This window comes from Catellatospora chokoriensis (assembly GCF_011297315.1).
Taxonomy (GTDB): Bacteria; Actinomycetota; Actinomycetes; order Mycobacteriales; family Micromonosporaceae; genus Catellatospora; species Catellatospora citrea.
In genome coordinates, this window is sequence record NZ_JAAOTI010000002.1 from 217,189 (window position 1) to 231,784 (window position 14,596).

Genomic DNA, 14,596 nt, shown 5'->3' on the forward strand with positions numbered 1-14,596 from the left:
ACCGACCCGGCGCGGGTCAGTGGGCGGCGGCGGGGGCCGGGAGGGCGGCGGGGTCGGGGTTGGTGGCGGCGTCGGCGGCGATGCGGCGGCTGGCGGTCAGGGCGAGCAGGGCGCCGGTGGCGACCATGGCGGTGGCGATGAGGATGACGACGCTCAGGCTGGTGCCCTGGTTGATGATCAGGCCGGAGAGGGACGAGCCTGCCGCGAAGCCGACGTAGATGCCGGTGCCGACCCAGGTGAACGCCTCGGTGCTGCGCCCGGCGGGGGCGATCCGGGTGACCAGCGCGCATTCGACCGCGGTGGTCGGGGAGATGACCATGCCGCCCAGGAACAGGATCAGCGCCAGGCTGGGCAGGCCGAAGGCCAGCAGCATCGCGGCGAAGCCGACCGTGTTCAGGCACAGCAGCAGCGCGAACAGCTTCGGTTGGCTCAGCTTCGGGTTCATGCCGGAGAACCAGACGCCGCCGAGGATGGAGCCCGCGCTCCAGGCGGCCACCACCGCGCCGGCGGCCTGGGGCGCGCCCAGGTCGGCGGCGTACTTCGGGATCGCCACCTCCATCACGCCGTACGCGGCGGCCTCCAGCGCGCCGACGACCAGCACGACGACCATGCTCAGCCGCATCAGCCGGTTGGCGTGCAGCGCGCGCTTCAGAGCCGCCGCGCTGGTCGTGACGCCGTCCGAGGCGGTCGCGGCGCGGGCGAGCGCGGCGGTGCGCACCTCGCGGTAGCGGGCGGTCAGCCCGGGTGCGGCGGCCAGGCCGACCGAGCCGGCGGTGGCCAGCAGCGCGGTGACGATCACCGCGACGTACGGGTTGGTGGCCGCGGTGACCAGCGCGATCAGCATCGGGCCGAGCACGTAGGTCAGCTCGACGGTGATGGCGTCGAAGGCGTACGCCGTCTGCACGTGCGCCGGGGCCAGGCCGGGCAGCACCACCCGGGTGACCGCGCCGACGGGCGGGTTCGCGGCCCCGGCCAGCGCGGCCAGGCCGATGATCAGCCCCACCGGCTGGTGCGTCCACAGCGCGGCGACCATGCCGGACAGCAGCAGCGCGTAGAGCACGCCGGTGACCCGCAGCACCGCGACGGCGTGCCCCCGGTCGCACAGCCGCCCCAGCCAGGGCGAGGTGAACGCGGTGATCGCCGAGTGCGCGCCGGTGGCGATGCCCGCCACGGCGTACGAACCGGTGCCGTGCTGGACGGCGAGGATGAACACGAGGGTCGCCATGCCGTAGGGCAGGCGGCCGATCAGGGACGGCAGCGCCACCCGGGCGACACCCGGGCTGGCGATGAGGGCACGGTAACGGCGGGCAGCGGTGACGACCGCGAGGCCGGACATGGAAAGGTCTCCCCAAGGAGGAAGTGAAGGATGGTCGACGTCGGCGCGGTGGGCGACGTCAACCGAAGCGGCGGGCCGCCTGGTGGTTCCAGCAGCGCTTGCTCACGACGGCGTCGCCGTCGTACGCCTGCAGCGTGATCGCGACCGTCAGGTGGTCGGCGTCGGCGGTCAGCTCGACCGCGCATTCGGTGCTCACGCTGGTATCGCCCCAGGTGAGCGTGAACCGGGCGGTCGACGTCGACGTCTGCCGCCAGGTGCGCCGGTCGACGGTGACCGACCCGGTGTACCGGTCGGTGCAGGTGCCGCCGGTGATGTCCCAGGTGGAGCCGTGCTCCACGGCCGCCGTGGTGACCCGGTCGACCACGTCGTCGCTGATCCGCCACCCCGCCGGGTCGCCCTCGACCGCGCGCTGCCCCTGGTCGTAGCGGGGCGCGGGGTCGGTGTCGTGCGGCGGCGGCAGCGAGATCGTGGTGGCGTCGCCGTCCACGGCGAGCGTCACCGGGCGCGGGGGCGCGATGGTGTTGGGCCAGTCCACGCCGGTGACCGACAGCCGCAGCCGCCGTCCGGGCAGCAGGGTGTAGGCGCAGGTCTCCAGCTCGACCTCGGCGTCGACGAACTCGCCGGGCACCAGCGGCACGGGATCGGTGTGGCCGTCGCGATGGGTCAGGTTGAGGAATCCGCGGGTGATGAGCGTCGAGGTGCCGTCGTCGGCGACGTCGCACAGCTTCACGGACACGCTCGCCACCGGCTGGTCGGCGGCGACGCGCAGGCGCACCCAGCCCGGTCCGATGAGCGTCATCGGGTCCGACTCCGCGGGGAAGTCCCAGGTCAGTGAGGCGGCATCGTCGAAGCGCTGGTCGGTGGGCTGGCCCCAGGGCAGCCGACCGGCGCAGCTGTTCCACGCGGCGGTGCCGGTGTCGGGGCGCACCGCGAGCACCCGGGTGCCGCCGCCGATCACCCAGGACAGCGGGCAGCGCCAGGTCGTGTTCGGCCAGTCCGGCATGCTGCGCCAGGACCCGGCCACCTGCGCCGCGTCCGGCTCCGGGGCGCCGCCGGATTCGCGCAGGAAGAAGGTGTACGGCGGTTCGGCGTCCACGCCGTTGTCGGCTCCGCGCAGCCAGCGGTCGAACCAGCGGGCCAGTTCGGCGGCGAGGTCGATGTGCGGGCCGGGCAGCGCGGATTCGGCGGACATGTGGCTCCACGGCCCGGCCACCAGCCGCGCCGGGGTGCCCGCGTCGCGTAGCGATGCCACGGTGCGGAAGCTGTTGTTGCGGTAGCCGTCGGCCCAGCCCGCGACGATCATCGTGGGCACGTCGATGCGCTCGTAACCGAGGTGCAGCAGGCCTTCCGGGTCCGGCAGCGACGGGTCCCGCAACGAGCCGTGCCGCCAGTACGGCCCGTCGGTGGCCTCCTGCAGCCAGCGCAGCAGCCACGGCTCGGTGCGGTCGAGCCGGTCGAGCCAGCGCTCGCGCCAGTCCGGCCCCGCGATCGACGGCACCGGCGGCAGCGCGTTCATCGCGATCATGTACGTCGGGTAGTCGACGACGTCGAGCAGCCGCAGCGAGCCACCCATGTAGTGCACGTCGTCGGTGTACCGGTCGTCGGTCGCGTAGATCGGCGCGATCGCCTTCAGCGCCGGCGGGCGGCGCATGGCGACCTGGATCGCGTTGAACCCGGAGTAGGACGTGCCGTACATGCCGATGCTGCCGTCGCACCAGGACTGTGCCGCCAGCCAGGCGATGACGGCGACGAGGTCGTCCTGCTCGCGCGGCGGGTACTCGTCGACCGCGATGCCCTCGCTGGAGCCGGTGCCGCGCAGGTCGACCCGGCAGACGGCGTAGCCGAACTCCTCGCGCAGGCGCTCGTACTCCTCGGTGTAGGAGGAGGTGATGTCGTCCTTGCGGTAGGGCAGCGCCTCCAGCAGGCAGGGCTGCGGGGCGTCGGCCGCGGGCAGGTGGAGCGTCGCGGCCAGGCGGACACCGTCGTCCATGGTGATCCAGACCTGCTCGCTGCGCCCTGCGGCCCGCGTGGCCATCTCGACACCCCTCCCGGTTTCCCCAGCAAGGCTACTTGCTGACTGAGTCGTCAGTCAACAAAGCCCGCATGAACCGCAGCGGTCACCCAGGTCACGGCCGTATGGCCAGACCTCAGTTCTTGTCAGGAGTGTGCAGCAGCGCCTTGATGCCGGCGAGGAAGGTGTCCGGATCGGGCCGTCCCAGCAGCACCCGCTGCAACGCGTACCCCGGCACCATGCTGAACAGCACCGCGCCGACCGCCTCCGGATCGGCGTCGGCCGGCAGGCGTCCGGCGGTCTGCTGGTCGCGGGCGATGTCGTCGAAATGCCCGCGAATCTTGCCGTAGACGGTGCGCACGAACTCGGCCAGCTGTGGATTGCGCAGCGACTCCGCCCAGACCTGCAGCGCCATCGGGAAGACCCCGTCCGGGCCGAACTGCGGGTCGACGGTCCGCAGCAGGCGGCGCATCACGTCCTCGATCGGCGGCGGGGGGTCCATCGCGCGGACCTCGTCGAGCAGCGTGCTGACCCCGCCGATCACCTGCTCGGCGATGGCGGTGACGAGTTCCTCCTTGCTCTTGAAGTAGCGGTAGAACGCGCCGACCGACAGCCCGGCCTCGGAGATGACGTCCTGCATCGAGGTGGCGTGGAAGCCGTTGCGTGCGAAGCAGGCCCGGGCGGCGTCGAGGATCTGCTGGCGGCGGGCGGCGAGGTGGGCTTCGGAGACACGTGGCATGGCTCTCATCGTAAAACGAACGATCGTTCTTGACAGGCGGAGGTGACCGGGCGCATCGTTTCCCTAAAGAGAACGAACATTCGTTTTAAGGAGATCCACCATGCGCCGCACCCCGCCCCCGGCGGCACTGGCGGTGGTCCTCGCCGTAGCGGTGACGACCCTGCAGGCCCTGCTGCTGCCCCTGTTTGCCGGACCCGCCGCCAACCTGGCGCCGCGGGATCTGCCCGTGGTCGTGGCCGGTCCCGCCCCGGCCGTCGCGGCCTTCACCTCCAAGATCGAGTCGACGAGTCCGGGTGCGTTCGAGGTCACCACGGTCGCCGACGCCGCCGCGGCCGACGCGGCGGTGCTCGACCGCGAGGCGTACGCCGCCTTCATCCTCAGCCCCACCGGTGTCACCCTGCACACCGCGACCGCCGCCGCGCCGCCGGTCGCGAACCTGTTCAGCGCCGCCGCCACGCAGCTCGGCGCGGGCACCGGGATGCCGGTGACGGTCGCGGACCTGGCCCCGCTGAGCGCGGACGACGCGCACGGCGGCGGCTTCGCGGCGGGCTTCTTCCCGCTGGTGATCACCGCGCTGCTGGCCGCGATCGCGCTGTACTTCGCCGTGCCGGGCTTCGCCGCCCGGGTGGTCGGCCTGTTCACCTTCGCCGGGCTGGCCGGGGTGTCCGGCGCGACCGTGCTGCAGAACTGGCTCGGCGTGGTCGGCGGCGGCTGGCTGCCGGTGGCCGGCGTCATCGCGCTGATCACCTTGGCCGTCAGCGCCACCGTGCACGGCCTGGCCAGTGTCGCGGGCCCGCGCGGCATCGCCCTGGGCGTGGTGCTCATCCTGCTGGTCGGCAACGCGCTGGGCGCGGTCGGTGCGGCCCCTGAGCTGCTGCCGCAGCCGTGGGGCGAGGTCGGCCAGTGGCTGCCCGTCGGCGCCGGGGCGACCCTGCTGCGCTCGGCCGCCTGGTTCGGCGGCGCGGGCGGCGGCGCGGCGGCCTGGGTGCTGGCCTCGTGGGCGCTGCTCGGCCTGGCCCTGGTCGGGGTCGGCTGGCTCGGGCGCAAGGAGCAGGCCGCACCGGATGACGACCAGGCCCATGAGGCGGCCCGCCGCCTCGGCGCTACGGTGGCTGCCTGAGCTGACGTACGCCGGGCGCGCCCGCCTGCGCGCCCGGCGTATCCCCCTGCGGAACGGGGCCCGTACGGCGCGGTGCGGGAATCCGAGACGATCGTGTTCCGGAAACAGGAATGCGCCCCTCGCACGCGTTGTTGGCTCCGGTGGAACGACCATCTGCAGGAGGCGAACGACGTGCTCGACCCACAGAAGCTCTACCAGCTGAGCGACGAACTGCCCGAGCTGGGCCGTCCGGTCCTGCTGCACGCGCTCTCGGGGTTCGTCGACGCCGGATCGGCCGGCAAGCTCGCCCGCGAGCACTTGCTCGACTCGCTCGACTCGACCGTGGTGGCCGAGTTCGACCTCGACCAGCTCTACGACTACCGCTCCCGGCGGCCGCTGATGCACTTCTCGGCCGACCACTGGGCGGCGTACGACCAGCCCAAGCTGGAGCTGCACGCCCTGCGCGACCACGACGACACCCCGTTCCTGCTGATGACCGGCCCCGAGCCGGACTTCCAGTGGGAGCGGTTCGTCGCCGCGACGACCGGGCTGATCGAGCAGCTCCAGGTCCGGCTGACCATCGGCATCCACGCCATCCCGATGTCCGTGCCGCACACCCGCCCCGCCGGCGTCACCGCCCACGGCACCCGGCCCGAGCTGGTGGTCGGGCACGAGCCGTGGATCTCCGACGTGCAGGTCCCGGCGAGCATGACCAACCTGCTGGAGTTCCGGCTCGGCGAGTCGGGCCACGACGCCATGGGCTTCGCCGCGCACGTGCCGCACTACCTCGCCGACAGCGAGTACCCGCAGGCCGCGGAGCTGCTGCTGACCTCGGTGTCGCGGGCCACCGGCCTGCTGCTGCCCACCGAGGACCTGCGCGAGGCCGGGGACCGGGTGCGTGCCGAGATCGAGCGCCAGCTGACCGACAACCACCAGGCCGCGGCCGTGGTCAAGGCGCTGGAGGAGCAGTACGACGCGTTCATGCGCGGCCGCGGCAGCAACCTGCTGACCGAGCCCGCGCCGCTGCCCACCGCCGAGGAGCTGGGCGCCGAGCTGGAGCGCTTCCTGGCCGAGCACAGCAAGGGCGACAAGAGCGAGGGCTGATAGCCGCACGGCCGAGCCGTCCGCGTCGCCGGATCGTGATGCGTCGCTGTCACCCTGTGCCACATGGACAACGGGGAACAGCGGGACGCGTTGCGGCGGGCGCTCGGGTGGCTCGGCCACCCGGTCAGCGTGGCCGGCCTGCTCCTGCTACTGGTCAACGATCATGTGCTGAAGGCGTGGCAGCCCGGCCCGGTCACCGGCAAACTGAGCGACGCCGCCGGCATGCTGATGTTCCCGCCGCTGCTGGCGGTGCTCGTCGCGCTGGTGGCCCCGCGGGTGCCGGTCCGCGTGCTCGCACCGGCGGCGCTGGCCGTCACCGGCGCCGGATTCGCTTTCGCGAAAGCCACGGCGTACGGCGCATCACTCGCCGCCCAGGCGTGGTCGGCCGTGTTCGGGCCGTCCGTGCTGCGGGCCGATCCGACCGACCTGCTGGCGCTGCCCGCACTCGGCGTGTGCTGGTGGGCGTGGCGGCGCTCGCTCAGGCGTCCCGCCCCGGGCCGGGGCGTGGCCCGGCTCGTCCGCGGGGCGGTGCTGGTGCCCGTCGCGCTGCTCGCCACCGTGGCCACCTCCCCGGCCGACTGGCCGGAGATGGGCGTCGTCGGTGAGGTGGACGGGCAGGCCGTCCTGGTGGTCCTGGACCAGAACGGGCAGGAGTACGCGGTCAGTGACGACGACGGCCGGACCTGGCGCCCCGTCGAACACCCGCCGTCCCTCACCGCCACGTCGCGGAACTGCGCGGGCGACGTCTGCTACCGGGCGGTGGCCGGGCGGCTGCTCGTCGAGTCCAGCCAGGACGGTGGCGCGACCTGGCACACCGCCTGGGAGGTCAGCGGAGAGCAGCTCGACGTGCTGACGGACGAGTACGAGTACGACGGATTCTTCGGGGTGCTGGGCACGCCCGCCGGGGACCTGTCCGCACGATCGCTGGTCGTGCTCGAGCGCGACGGCGGGCACGTGGTGCTGGTCGCCAACGGGCGGGACGGGCTGCTGCGGCGCGACGTCGACGGCAGCTGGACCCGGCTCGGCACGTGGTGGCACGGCGCGATGACCCCGGCTCCGGCACTCGCCGAGGTCTGGCGGCCCGCCCCGGCCGACCGTGCCCTGGGCGCGGGGTTCACCGCGGTCGGCGTGCTCCTGCTGGTGCTGACGGCCGGTGCGATCGCCGCCGCGGCCGGTCGGCGAGTGACGGCGACGGTTCAGCTGGTCCTCGCCGGACTGGTCGCCGCGGCGACCACCATCACCTGCGCGGTGGCCGCGGTGGCCGCGGGCATCTCGCTCGGCTCCGGCTCGGCGGTGTCTGCGCTGGTCTGTGGCGGGCTGGCGGCGGCGGCACTGGGCGTGCTGACGGCCCGGTTGCGGCGTGCCGGGCGGCTGTCCGGCCGCCGGATCGCGGCGGTGCTGGCGGTCGGCGCGGTCGCCGCCGCCGCGGCGGAGTTGTCGCGGTCCGCGCTCCTCGGGGACGGCATCGTGCTCGGCAGGGACGGGTTCGCGCAGTACTGGGCCGGGCTGGTGGTGTGCCTGGTGGCGCTGGTCGCGGCCGGGCTGGGCGTCGCCGCCGGGCGGGCCCGGCTGCCGCGCGGCGAACCCTTCGTGCCGTGAACACAGGACGGTCCAGGACTGGATGAGAAAGGGGCGGCACGCCACGCATGCCGCCCCTCCCGCTGTGCGGCGCTCAGGTGGCCAGCGCGAACTGGAAGCCGGTCGACACGTCCTTCGGCTTGTCCAGCCCGGTCACCACGGTGGCCGGGGTGAGCACCGGGTCGAAACCGGTGAACCCGATGCCGACCTGCCCGGAGCTGTTGTCGCCCCACGCCTTGATGACGCCGTTGGTGATGGCGACGGTGAAGCCGCCGTCGAGGCTCGCGCCGGAACCCGCGGTGGAGATGTCGATGACGCCGGTGAGGCCGACCGCGTCGACCGGGCTCAGCCGCGGGGTGACCGTCGTGCCGTCGCCGAGCTGGCCGTCGCCGTTGGCTCCCCAGCCCTTCACCCGGCCGTTGGCCAGGATCGCGAGGCTGGCGAAACCGCCCGCATTGACGAGCTTCGCGCCGGTGAGGCCGACCACCGGCGTCGGGGTCGGCACCGGGGTGGTGCCGGCCTCGCCGTTGCCGACCTGACCCCGCGAGTTGTCGCCCCAGCCGCGGACGGTCCCGTTGCCGAGCACGGCCAGCGCGTGGCTGTCGCCCGCGTCGACGTGCTTGACCCGGACGCCGGTCAGGCCGGTGACGGCCACCGGGGTGGTCTGCGGGTCGGGGCTGACGGCGCCGGTGCCGAGCTGGCCGGAGCGGTTGTCGCCCCAGGCCCGCAGCGTGCCGTCGGCCAGCAGCGCGAGGCTGAACTGCGAGCCGGCGGCGACGGCGACGACCCGGCCGGTCAGCCCGGTGACCGCGACCGGGGTGGTGCTGTCGTCGACGGTGCCGTTGCCGAGCTGGCCGCGCGCGTTGTCACCCCAGGCGAGCACGGTGCCGTTGTTGAGCAGGGCGAGGCTGTGCGCCCCGCCGGCCGCGAGCGCCTTGACGCCGGTCACGCCGGGCACGGAGCCGGGGATCGGCCGGTCGATGGTGGTGCCGTCGCCGAGCTGGCCGTCGCTGTTGTCGCCCCAGGCCTTCACGGAGCCGTTGTGCAGCAGCGCCAGGCTGAACCGGCCGCCGCCCTCGACGTCGCGGACCTCGTCCGGAACGGCGGCGCTGACCGCGCTCGGCCGGGTGACCAGCGTGCCGTCGCCGAGCTGACCGGAGTCGTTGAACCCCCAGGACTCGACGCCCGCGACGGGCACCGTCGGCGTGGGCTTCGGCGGCGGCTTCGGCTTGCCGTGGTTGCCGCCGCCGTGGTTGCCGCCGCCCTTGCCCTCCACCGCTCCCGCGGCGTGTGGCGCCGCCAGGGCGATCATGGTGCTGACCGCGACGACCCCAAGGGCGCGCAGTCCTGTCGTGATAGGTCGCATGTACGTTCCCCCGCATGTTTGCGACATGAGTCGGCCGTGTCCGAGCGCACGATGAATGCGCAGCTCACGGCCTCGTGCTAGTTGTATCGCAGGGTGGACCGGCGACCGTCGCGACGCGCAGCGGCCGTCGGCGGCCGGATCGTCGCCGGACGTTGCCGGGGTATTGCCGAACGGTGAACGTGCACGCATGATGACGGAACTTCGACGTGCACCGCGTACGAGAGTGAGGCGACGATGCCCTTTTCCAGCCCCCTGGCCGACGTCGAGATCCCCGAGGTCTCCGTCCCCCAGCTCGTCATCGGACCGGCGGCGGCGCGGGGCGACCATCCCGCGCTGATCGACGGCCGCACCGGGCAGACGCTGACGTACGCGCAGCTGGCGCACATGGTGGACCGGCTCGCCGCCGGGCTGGCCGAAGCCGGGCTGCGCCCCGGTGACGTGCTGGCCCTGTTCAGCCCCAACACGCTGCTCTACCCGGTGGTCTTCCACGCCGCGCTGGCCGCGGGGGCCACGGTCACCACCGTCAACGCGCTGGCCACCGAGAAGGACCTGACCACCCAGCTCAGCGACTCCGGCGCGAAGCTGCTCGTCACCGTGTCGCCGTTCCTCGACCGCGCCATGGCCGCGGCCGCGCACGTGCAGGAGATCCTCGTCTGCGACACCGCCGAAGGGCACCGCTCGGTGCAGGAGCTGATGGCCACGACCGCGCCCGCGCCCGCCGTGGTGCTCGACCCGGCCACCGCGCTGGCCGTGCTGCCGTACTCCAGCGGCACCACCGGCGTGGCCAAGGGTGTCATGCTCACCCACCGCAACCTGGTCGCCAACATCGCGCAGACCCAGCAGGTGGTCAAGTACGACCCCGCCGACCGGGTGCTGGCCGTGCTGCCGTTCTTCCACATCTACGGCCTGACCGTGCTGATGAACATGGCGCTGTCGAAGGGCGCGACCCTGGTCGTGCTGCCGCGCTTCGACCTGGTCGAGTTCCTGACCGCGATGGCCGACCAGAAGGTCAGCCGGGCGTTCGTCGCGCCGCCGATCGTGCTGGCGCTGGCCAAGCACCCGCTGGTCGACCAGTACGACCTGTCCGCGCTCCAGGTCGTGTTCTCCGGCGCGGCCCCGCTCGACGGCGACCTGGCGCAGGCCTGCGCGGCCCGGCTGGGCTGCCTGGTGCAGCAGGGCTACGGCATGACCGAGCTGTCGCCGGTCTCGCACGCGCAGTCGCACGGCGACACCCGGGTCAAGCCCGGCACGGTCGGCCCGCTGATCCCGAACACGCTGGCCCGGGTGGTCGACGTGGCCACCGGCGACGACCTCGGTGTCGGCGAGCCCGGCGAACTGTGGATCAAGGGCCCGCAGGTGATGCAGGGCTACCTGGGCCGCCGCGAGGACACCGACGCCACCGTCGACGCCGACGGCTGGCTGCACACCGGCGACGTCGGCCTCGTCGACGCCGACGGCGACTGGTTCATCGTCGACCGGGTCAAGGAGCTGATCAAGTACAAGGGCTACCAGGTGCCGCCGGCCGAGCTGGAGGCGGTGCTGCTGGGCCACCCGCAGATCGCCGACGCGGCGGTGGTCGCCGGCCACGACGCCGACGGCGAGGAGATCCCGCACGCCTTCGTCGCCGCGGCCCCCGGCGCCTTTCTCACCGCCCAGGACGTCAAGGACTACGTCGCCGAACGCGTCGCCCCGTACAAGCGGGTCCGCGCCGTCACCTTCGTCGACGCCATCCCCAAGAGCGCCTCCGGCAAGATCCTCCGCAAGGACCTCCGCGCCCAGCTCTGAAGGGCTGGGAAGGGCACCTTCTCCACGCCTCGCGTGAGAAGGTGCCCTTCCCCATCTATCGGACACAGGGGTATCCCGGCTGCCTGGTCACCCAGGGTGCAGGACTAGCGTGACCAGGTGTTCGCCGCGTTCGCTCCGATCTGGATGATCACCGCCCTGGGTTGGGGCACCATGCGGTTCGGGGTGCTGACCCGGGCCACCCAGCAGGCGCTGGCGAACTTCACCTTCGTCATCGCGATCCCGTGCGTGCTGTTCACCTCGCTGGTCAAGGTGCCGCTCGGGGATCTGCCACTGCGCCCGCTCGCGGCGATCGCGGCGAGCACGCTGCTGATCGGGCTGTCGGTGTACTTCGTCGCGCGGCGGCTGATGCCCGGCCCCGACGGCGACCGGGTCATCGCGGCGATGGCGTCGGCATACCTCAACGCGGGCAACCTGGGCGTGCCGGTCGCGGTGTACGTGCTCGACGACGTTTCGCTGATCATGGCGGTGCTGGTCTTCCAGACGATGCTGCTGACGCCGCTGATCGTCGGCCGCCTCGATGCGTCCGCGCACCGGGCCGACGTCGACCGGCGTGCCGCCGAGACCGCCGACGGGGCCGCGGGCCCGGCTGACGGCACCGTGTCGCGCTGGCGGCGGCTGGCGATGCTGCCGCTGCGTACGCCCGTGATCCTGGGGTCGATGGCCGGCGTCGTCGCGAGCGCGGCCGGGTGGCTGCCGCCGGAGTGGCTGCTGCGGCCGTTGGAGCTGCTGGGCGGCGCGGCGGTGCCGGCGGCGCTGTTCGCGCTGGGCATGTCGCTGCATCAGAGCGGCGCGTCGTCGTGGCGGCTGCCGGGCCGGGAGGTGACCGTGGCGGTGCTGCTGAAGGTGGTCGCGCAGCCGGTGGCGGCGTACCTGATCGGGCGCTACCTGCTCGATCTCGACGGCGCGGCGCTGCTGGCGGTCACCCTGGTCGCGGGCCTGCCGACGGCGCAGAACACCTTCGTGTACGCGTCGGAGTTCCGCGCCTCGACCGCGCTGAGCCGGGACGCGATCCTGTTCTCCAGCCTGCTGTCGATGGGCACCCTGACGCTGATCCTCTGGCTGCTCGGCCCGGCCTGACGCGTCCTGCCTGCTCACGCACGGTCCAGCGTTAAGAAGGTGCCCTTGCGCTACATATGGCGATGTGCAGAGCTGCTGCTCGTCTCGCTGACGCGAGCCGACGATGCCCTTCCTTTCCTCGCGGAGGCGGGTGATGATGGGAGGCGGAGTTGTGGCGTTGCCGTGCGAAGGGCAGAACCATTCGGTTCGTACGGGCAGCGCGAGGCCGTGACGTCTGTCGTAGCCGGGTCCGGGCAGAAACCTGCACGTAGACCATGCACAGACGTCCCAAGGAGACGCGTTGACCCCCGATCTCACGTCATCGCCGCGCCATGTTCGCCGCCGTGACCGCCGCCTCGTCGCGCTCGGCGCGGCCGCCGCGATGACCGCCGCCACCGCGCTGGCCGGTGTGCTGCTGGCCACCACGGAAGCCTCGGCCGGCACACTGACCGGCAGCTTCTACCGCGACCCCACGTCCGCCGTGAACCAGTGGCTCGCGGCCAACCCGAACGACTCCCGAGCGTCGCTGATCAGCCAGCGCATCGGCAGCCAGCCGCAGGCGCGCTGGTTCGCGTCGTACAACCAGAGCACGATCCAGTCCCAGGTGACGTCGTACGTGAACGCCGCGAACAGCGTGAACCAGATCCCGGTGCTGGTGCCGTACATGCTGCCCAACCGGGACTGCGGCGGGGCGAGCGCGGGCGGCGCCCCGAACATCAGCGCCTATCGGACCTGGATCGACAGCTTCGCCGCGGGCCTGGGCACGCGCACCGCGGTGATCATCCTGGAGCCGGACTCGCTGGCCCTGCAGACCTGCCTGTCGTCGACCGATAAGGCCGACCGCAACTCCGCGATCAGCTACGCGGTGACGAAGTTCAAGCAGGTCAACTCGAACGCCAAGGTGTACCTCGACGCGGGGCACTCGGCCTGGAACAGCGCCGCCGACACCGCCTCGCGGCTGCAGGCGGCGGGCGTGTCCAACGCGGCCGGGTTCTACTCCAACGCGTCCAACTTCCGCTGGACCGCCGACGAGGTCAACTTCGGCCGCAACGTGCTCAATGCCCTGGGCAACAGCAACCTGCACCAGGTCATCGACACCGCCCGCAACGGCAAGGGCGCGCTGGGCAGCGAGTGGTGCGACCCGGCCGGCCGGGGCACCGGGCAGGCGCCGACGACCAGCACCAACGAGTCGACCGTGGACGCCTTCGTCTGGATCAAGCCGCCGGGCGAGGCGGACGGCTGTGCTGCGGCCGCGGGGCAGTTCGTGCCGGACCTGGCGTACTCGCTGGCGCAGAACGGCATCGTGACCAGCCCGCCGCCGAGCCCGTCCACGGTGCCGTCGCCGTCGGTGTCCCCGTCGCGGCCGCCGTCGCCCTCGGCCTCGCCGTCCGCGCCGCCGTCCCCGTCGGCCTCGCCGTCCACCCCGCCGTCGCCCTCGCCGTCGGCGAGCCAGGGCACGGGTTCCTGCTCGGTGAGCTACCGGGTGGACAGCCAGTGGAACAACGGCTTCGTCGCCTCGGTGGTCATCACCAACCGCGGCCCGGCGCTCACCTCGTGGACGCTGACCTGGACCTATTCCGGCAATCAGGCGGTCACCAACGCCTGGAACGCCACCGTCACAGCCAGCGGGGCGAACATCACGGCCCGCAACGCCGCGCACAACGGCAGCATCGGCACCGGCGGGACGGCGAGCTTCGGCTTCCAGGCGACCTACAGCGGGACCAACACCAACCCGACCGTCTTCAAGCTGAACAACGTCACCTGCAGCTGACGACTGCGGAAAGGCCGGCGCGAGTTCCGCGCCGGCCTTTCCGCGTCCCGGCACGGGCCGCCGGGCTTAAGGTCGACAAGGCGGAACAACCGGCACCGGGGGTGCGTTCGTCCGAACGGACACGAATACGATTCGGGTCCGACGGTGGATGATCCGGTGACAGTGGAGGCAGGCATGGCGAAGGCACGTGGACCGCAGGTGGGCGAGGTGGCGCCCGACTTCGAGCTGCCGTCGCAGGGCGGCGAGACGGTGCGGCTCAGCGACTTCCGGGGCAAGCAGACCGTGGTCCTGTACTTCTACCCCAAGGACAACACCTCGGGCTGCACCGCGGAGGCGTGCTCCTTCCGGGACAGCTACGAGGTCTTCACCGAGGCCGGCGCGCAGGTCATCGGTGTCAGCTCGGACTCCGTCGAGTCGCACGACGGCTTCGCCCAGCGCTACAAGCTGCCGTTCCTGCTGCTGGCCGACGCCGGCGGCGAGGTCCGCAAGGCGTACGACGTGCCCGCCACCTTCGGCATCCTGCCCGGCCGGGTCACCTACGTGATCGACCGCGAGGGCGTGGTCCGCCACGTCTTCTCCTCCCAGGCCAACATCGGCAAGCACGTCTCCGGCGCCCTCACCGTGGTCCAGTCCCTCGCCACCGCCTGAACGCCCCGCCCCGGGCCGAGGTGGGGCGCGGGCCGGCTTGGCCCGGCCGGTTGATCTCACCTAGGCTCGTGGCTGGACTTCG

General features: G+C 72.7%; 11 protein-coding genes. 7 read left to right on the forward strand and 4 right to left on the reverse strand.

Annotated features, from left to right (window positions below):
* Positions 1–16: 16 nt before the first annotated feature.
* From HAV39_RS03545 to HAV39_RS03555, 3 genes are all read right to left on the reverse strand, one after another.
* On the reverse strand, positions 17–1,336 hold the full coding sequence (locus HAV39_RS03545; protein ID WP_191837711.1) for an MFS transporter: 1,320 nt from the start codon (positions 1,334–1,336) through the stop codon (positions 17–19).
* 58 nt (positions 1,337–1,394) lie between these two features.
* Complete coding sequence (locus tag HAV39_RS03550; protein ID WP_191837712.1) at positions 1,395–3,371, reverse strand: CocE/NonD family hydrolase; 1,977 nt, start codon at positions 3,369–3,371, stop codon at positions 1,395–1,397.
* Positions 3,372–3,483: 112 nt separating this feature from the next.
* Positions 3,484–4,086, reverse strand: coding sequence for a TetR/AcrR family transcriptional regulator (locus HAV39_RS03555; protein WP_191837713.1), 603 nt, complete (start codon positions 4,084–4,086; stop codon positions 3,484–3,486).
* Between the two features lie 100 nt (positions 4,087–4,186).
* On the opposite strand from HAV39_RS03555, the gene HAV39_RS03560 reads away from it, so the two are divergent.
* The 3 genes from HAV39_RS03560 (at position 4,187) to HAV39_RS03570 (ending at position 7,888) form a co-directional block, all read left to right on the forward strand.
* Positions 4,187–5,206: a hypothetical protein gene (locus HAV39_RS03560; protein WP_191837714.1), complete on the forward strand. Its 1,020-nt coding sequence runs from the start codon at positions 4,187–4,189 to the stop codon at positions 5,204–5,206.
* 171 nt (positions 5,207–5,377) lie between these two features.
* Complete coding sequence (locus HAV39_RS03565) at positions 5,378–6,289, forward strand: proteasome assembly chaperone family protein (protein ID WP_191837715.1); 912 nt, start codon at positions 5,378–5,380, stop codon at positions 6,287–6,289.
* Positions 6,290–6,352: 63 nt separating this feature from the next.
* Positions 6,353–7,888 carry a hypothetical protein gene (locus tag HAV39_RS03570; RefSeq protein WP_191837716.1) on the forward strand — a complete coding sequence of 512 codons (1,536 nt, stop codon included), beginning with the start codon at positions 6,353–6,355 and terminating at the stop codon, positions 7,886–7,888.
* Between the two features lie 73 nt (positions 7,889–7,961).
* On the opposite strand, the gene HAV39_RS03575 is transcribed toward HAV39_RS03570, so the two are convergent.
* Positions 7,962–9,233 (reverse strand): RCC1 domain-containing protein, encoded by a 1,272-nt coding sequence (locus HAV39_RS03575; protein WP_191837717.1) that lies wholly within the window; start codon positions 9,231–9,233, stop codon positions 7,962–7,964.
* 234 nt (positions 9,234–9,467) lie between these two features.
* On the opposite strand from HAV39_RS03575, the gene HAV39_RS03580 reads away from it, so the two are divergent.
* From HAV39_RS03580 to HAV39_RS03595, 4 genes are all read left to right on the forward strand, one after another.
* A complete protein-coding gene (locus tag HAV39_RS03580; RefSeq protein WP_191837718.1) occupies positions 9,468–11,018 on the forward strand; it encodes a 4-coumarate--CoA ligase family protein in 1,551 nt (516 codons plus the stop codon).
* A 117-nt stretch (positions 11,019–11,135) separates the two neighbouring features.
* A complete protein-coding gene (locus tag HAV39_RS03585; RefSeq protein WP_191837719.1) occupies positions 11,136–12,116 on the forward strand; it encodes an AEC family transporter in 981 nt (326 codons plus the stop codon).
* A gap of 280 nt (positions 12,117–12,396) precedes the next feature.
* Positions 12,397–13,866, forward strand: coding sequence for a glycoside hydrolase family 6 protein (locus HAV39_RS03590; RefSeq protein ID WP_239120366.1), 1,470 nt, complete (start codon positions 12,397–12,399; stop codon positions 13,864–13,866).
* Between the two features lie 174 nt (positions 13,867–14,040).
* Positions 14,041–14,514, forward strand: a complete 474-nt coding sequence (locus HAV39_RS03595) for a peroxiredoxin (RefSeq protein WP_191837720.1) — start codon at positions 14,041–14,043, stop codon at positions 14,512–14,514.
* The last annotated feature ends 82 nt before the right edge of the window (positions 14,515–14,596 follow it).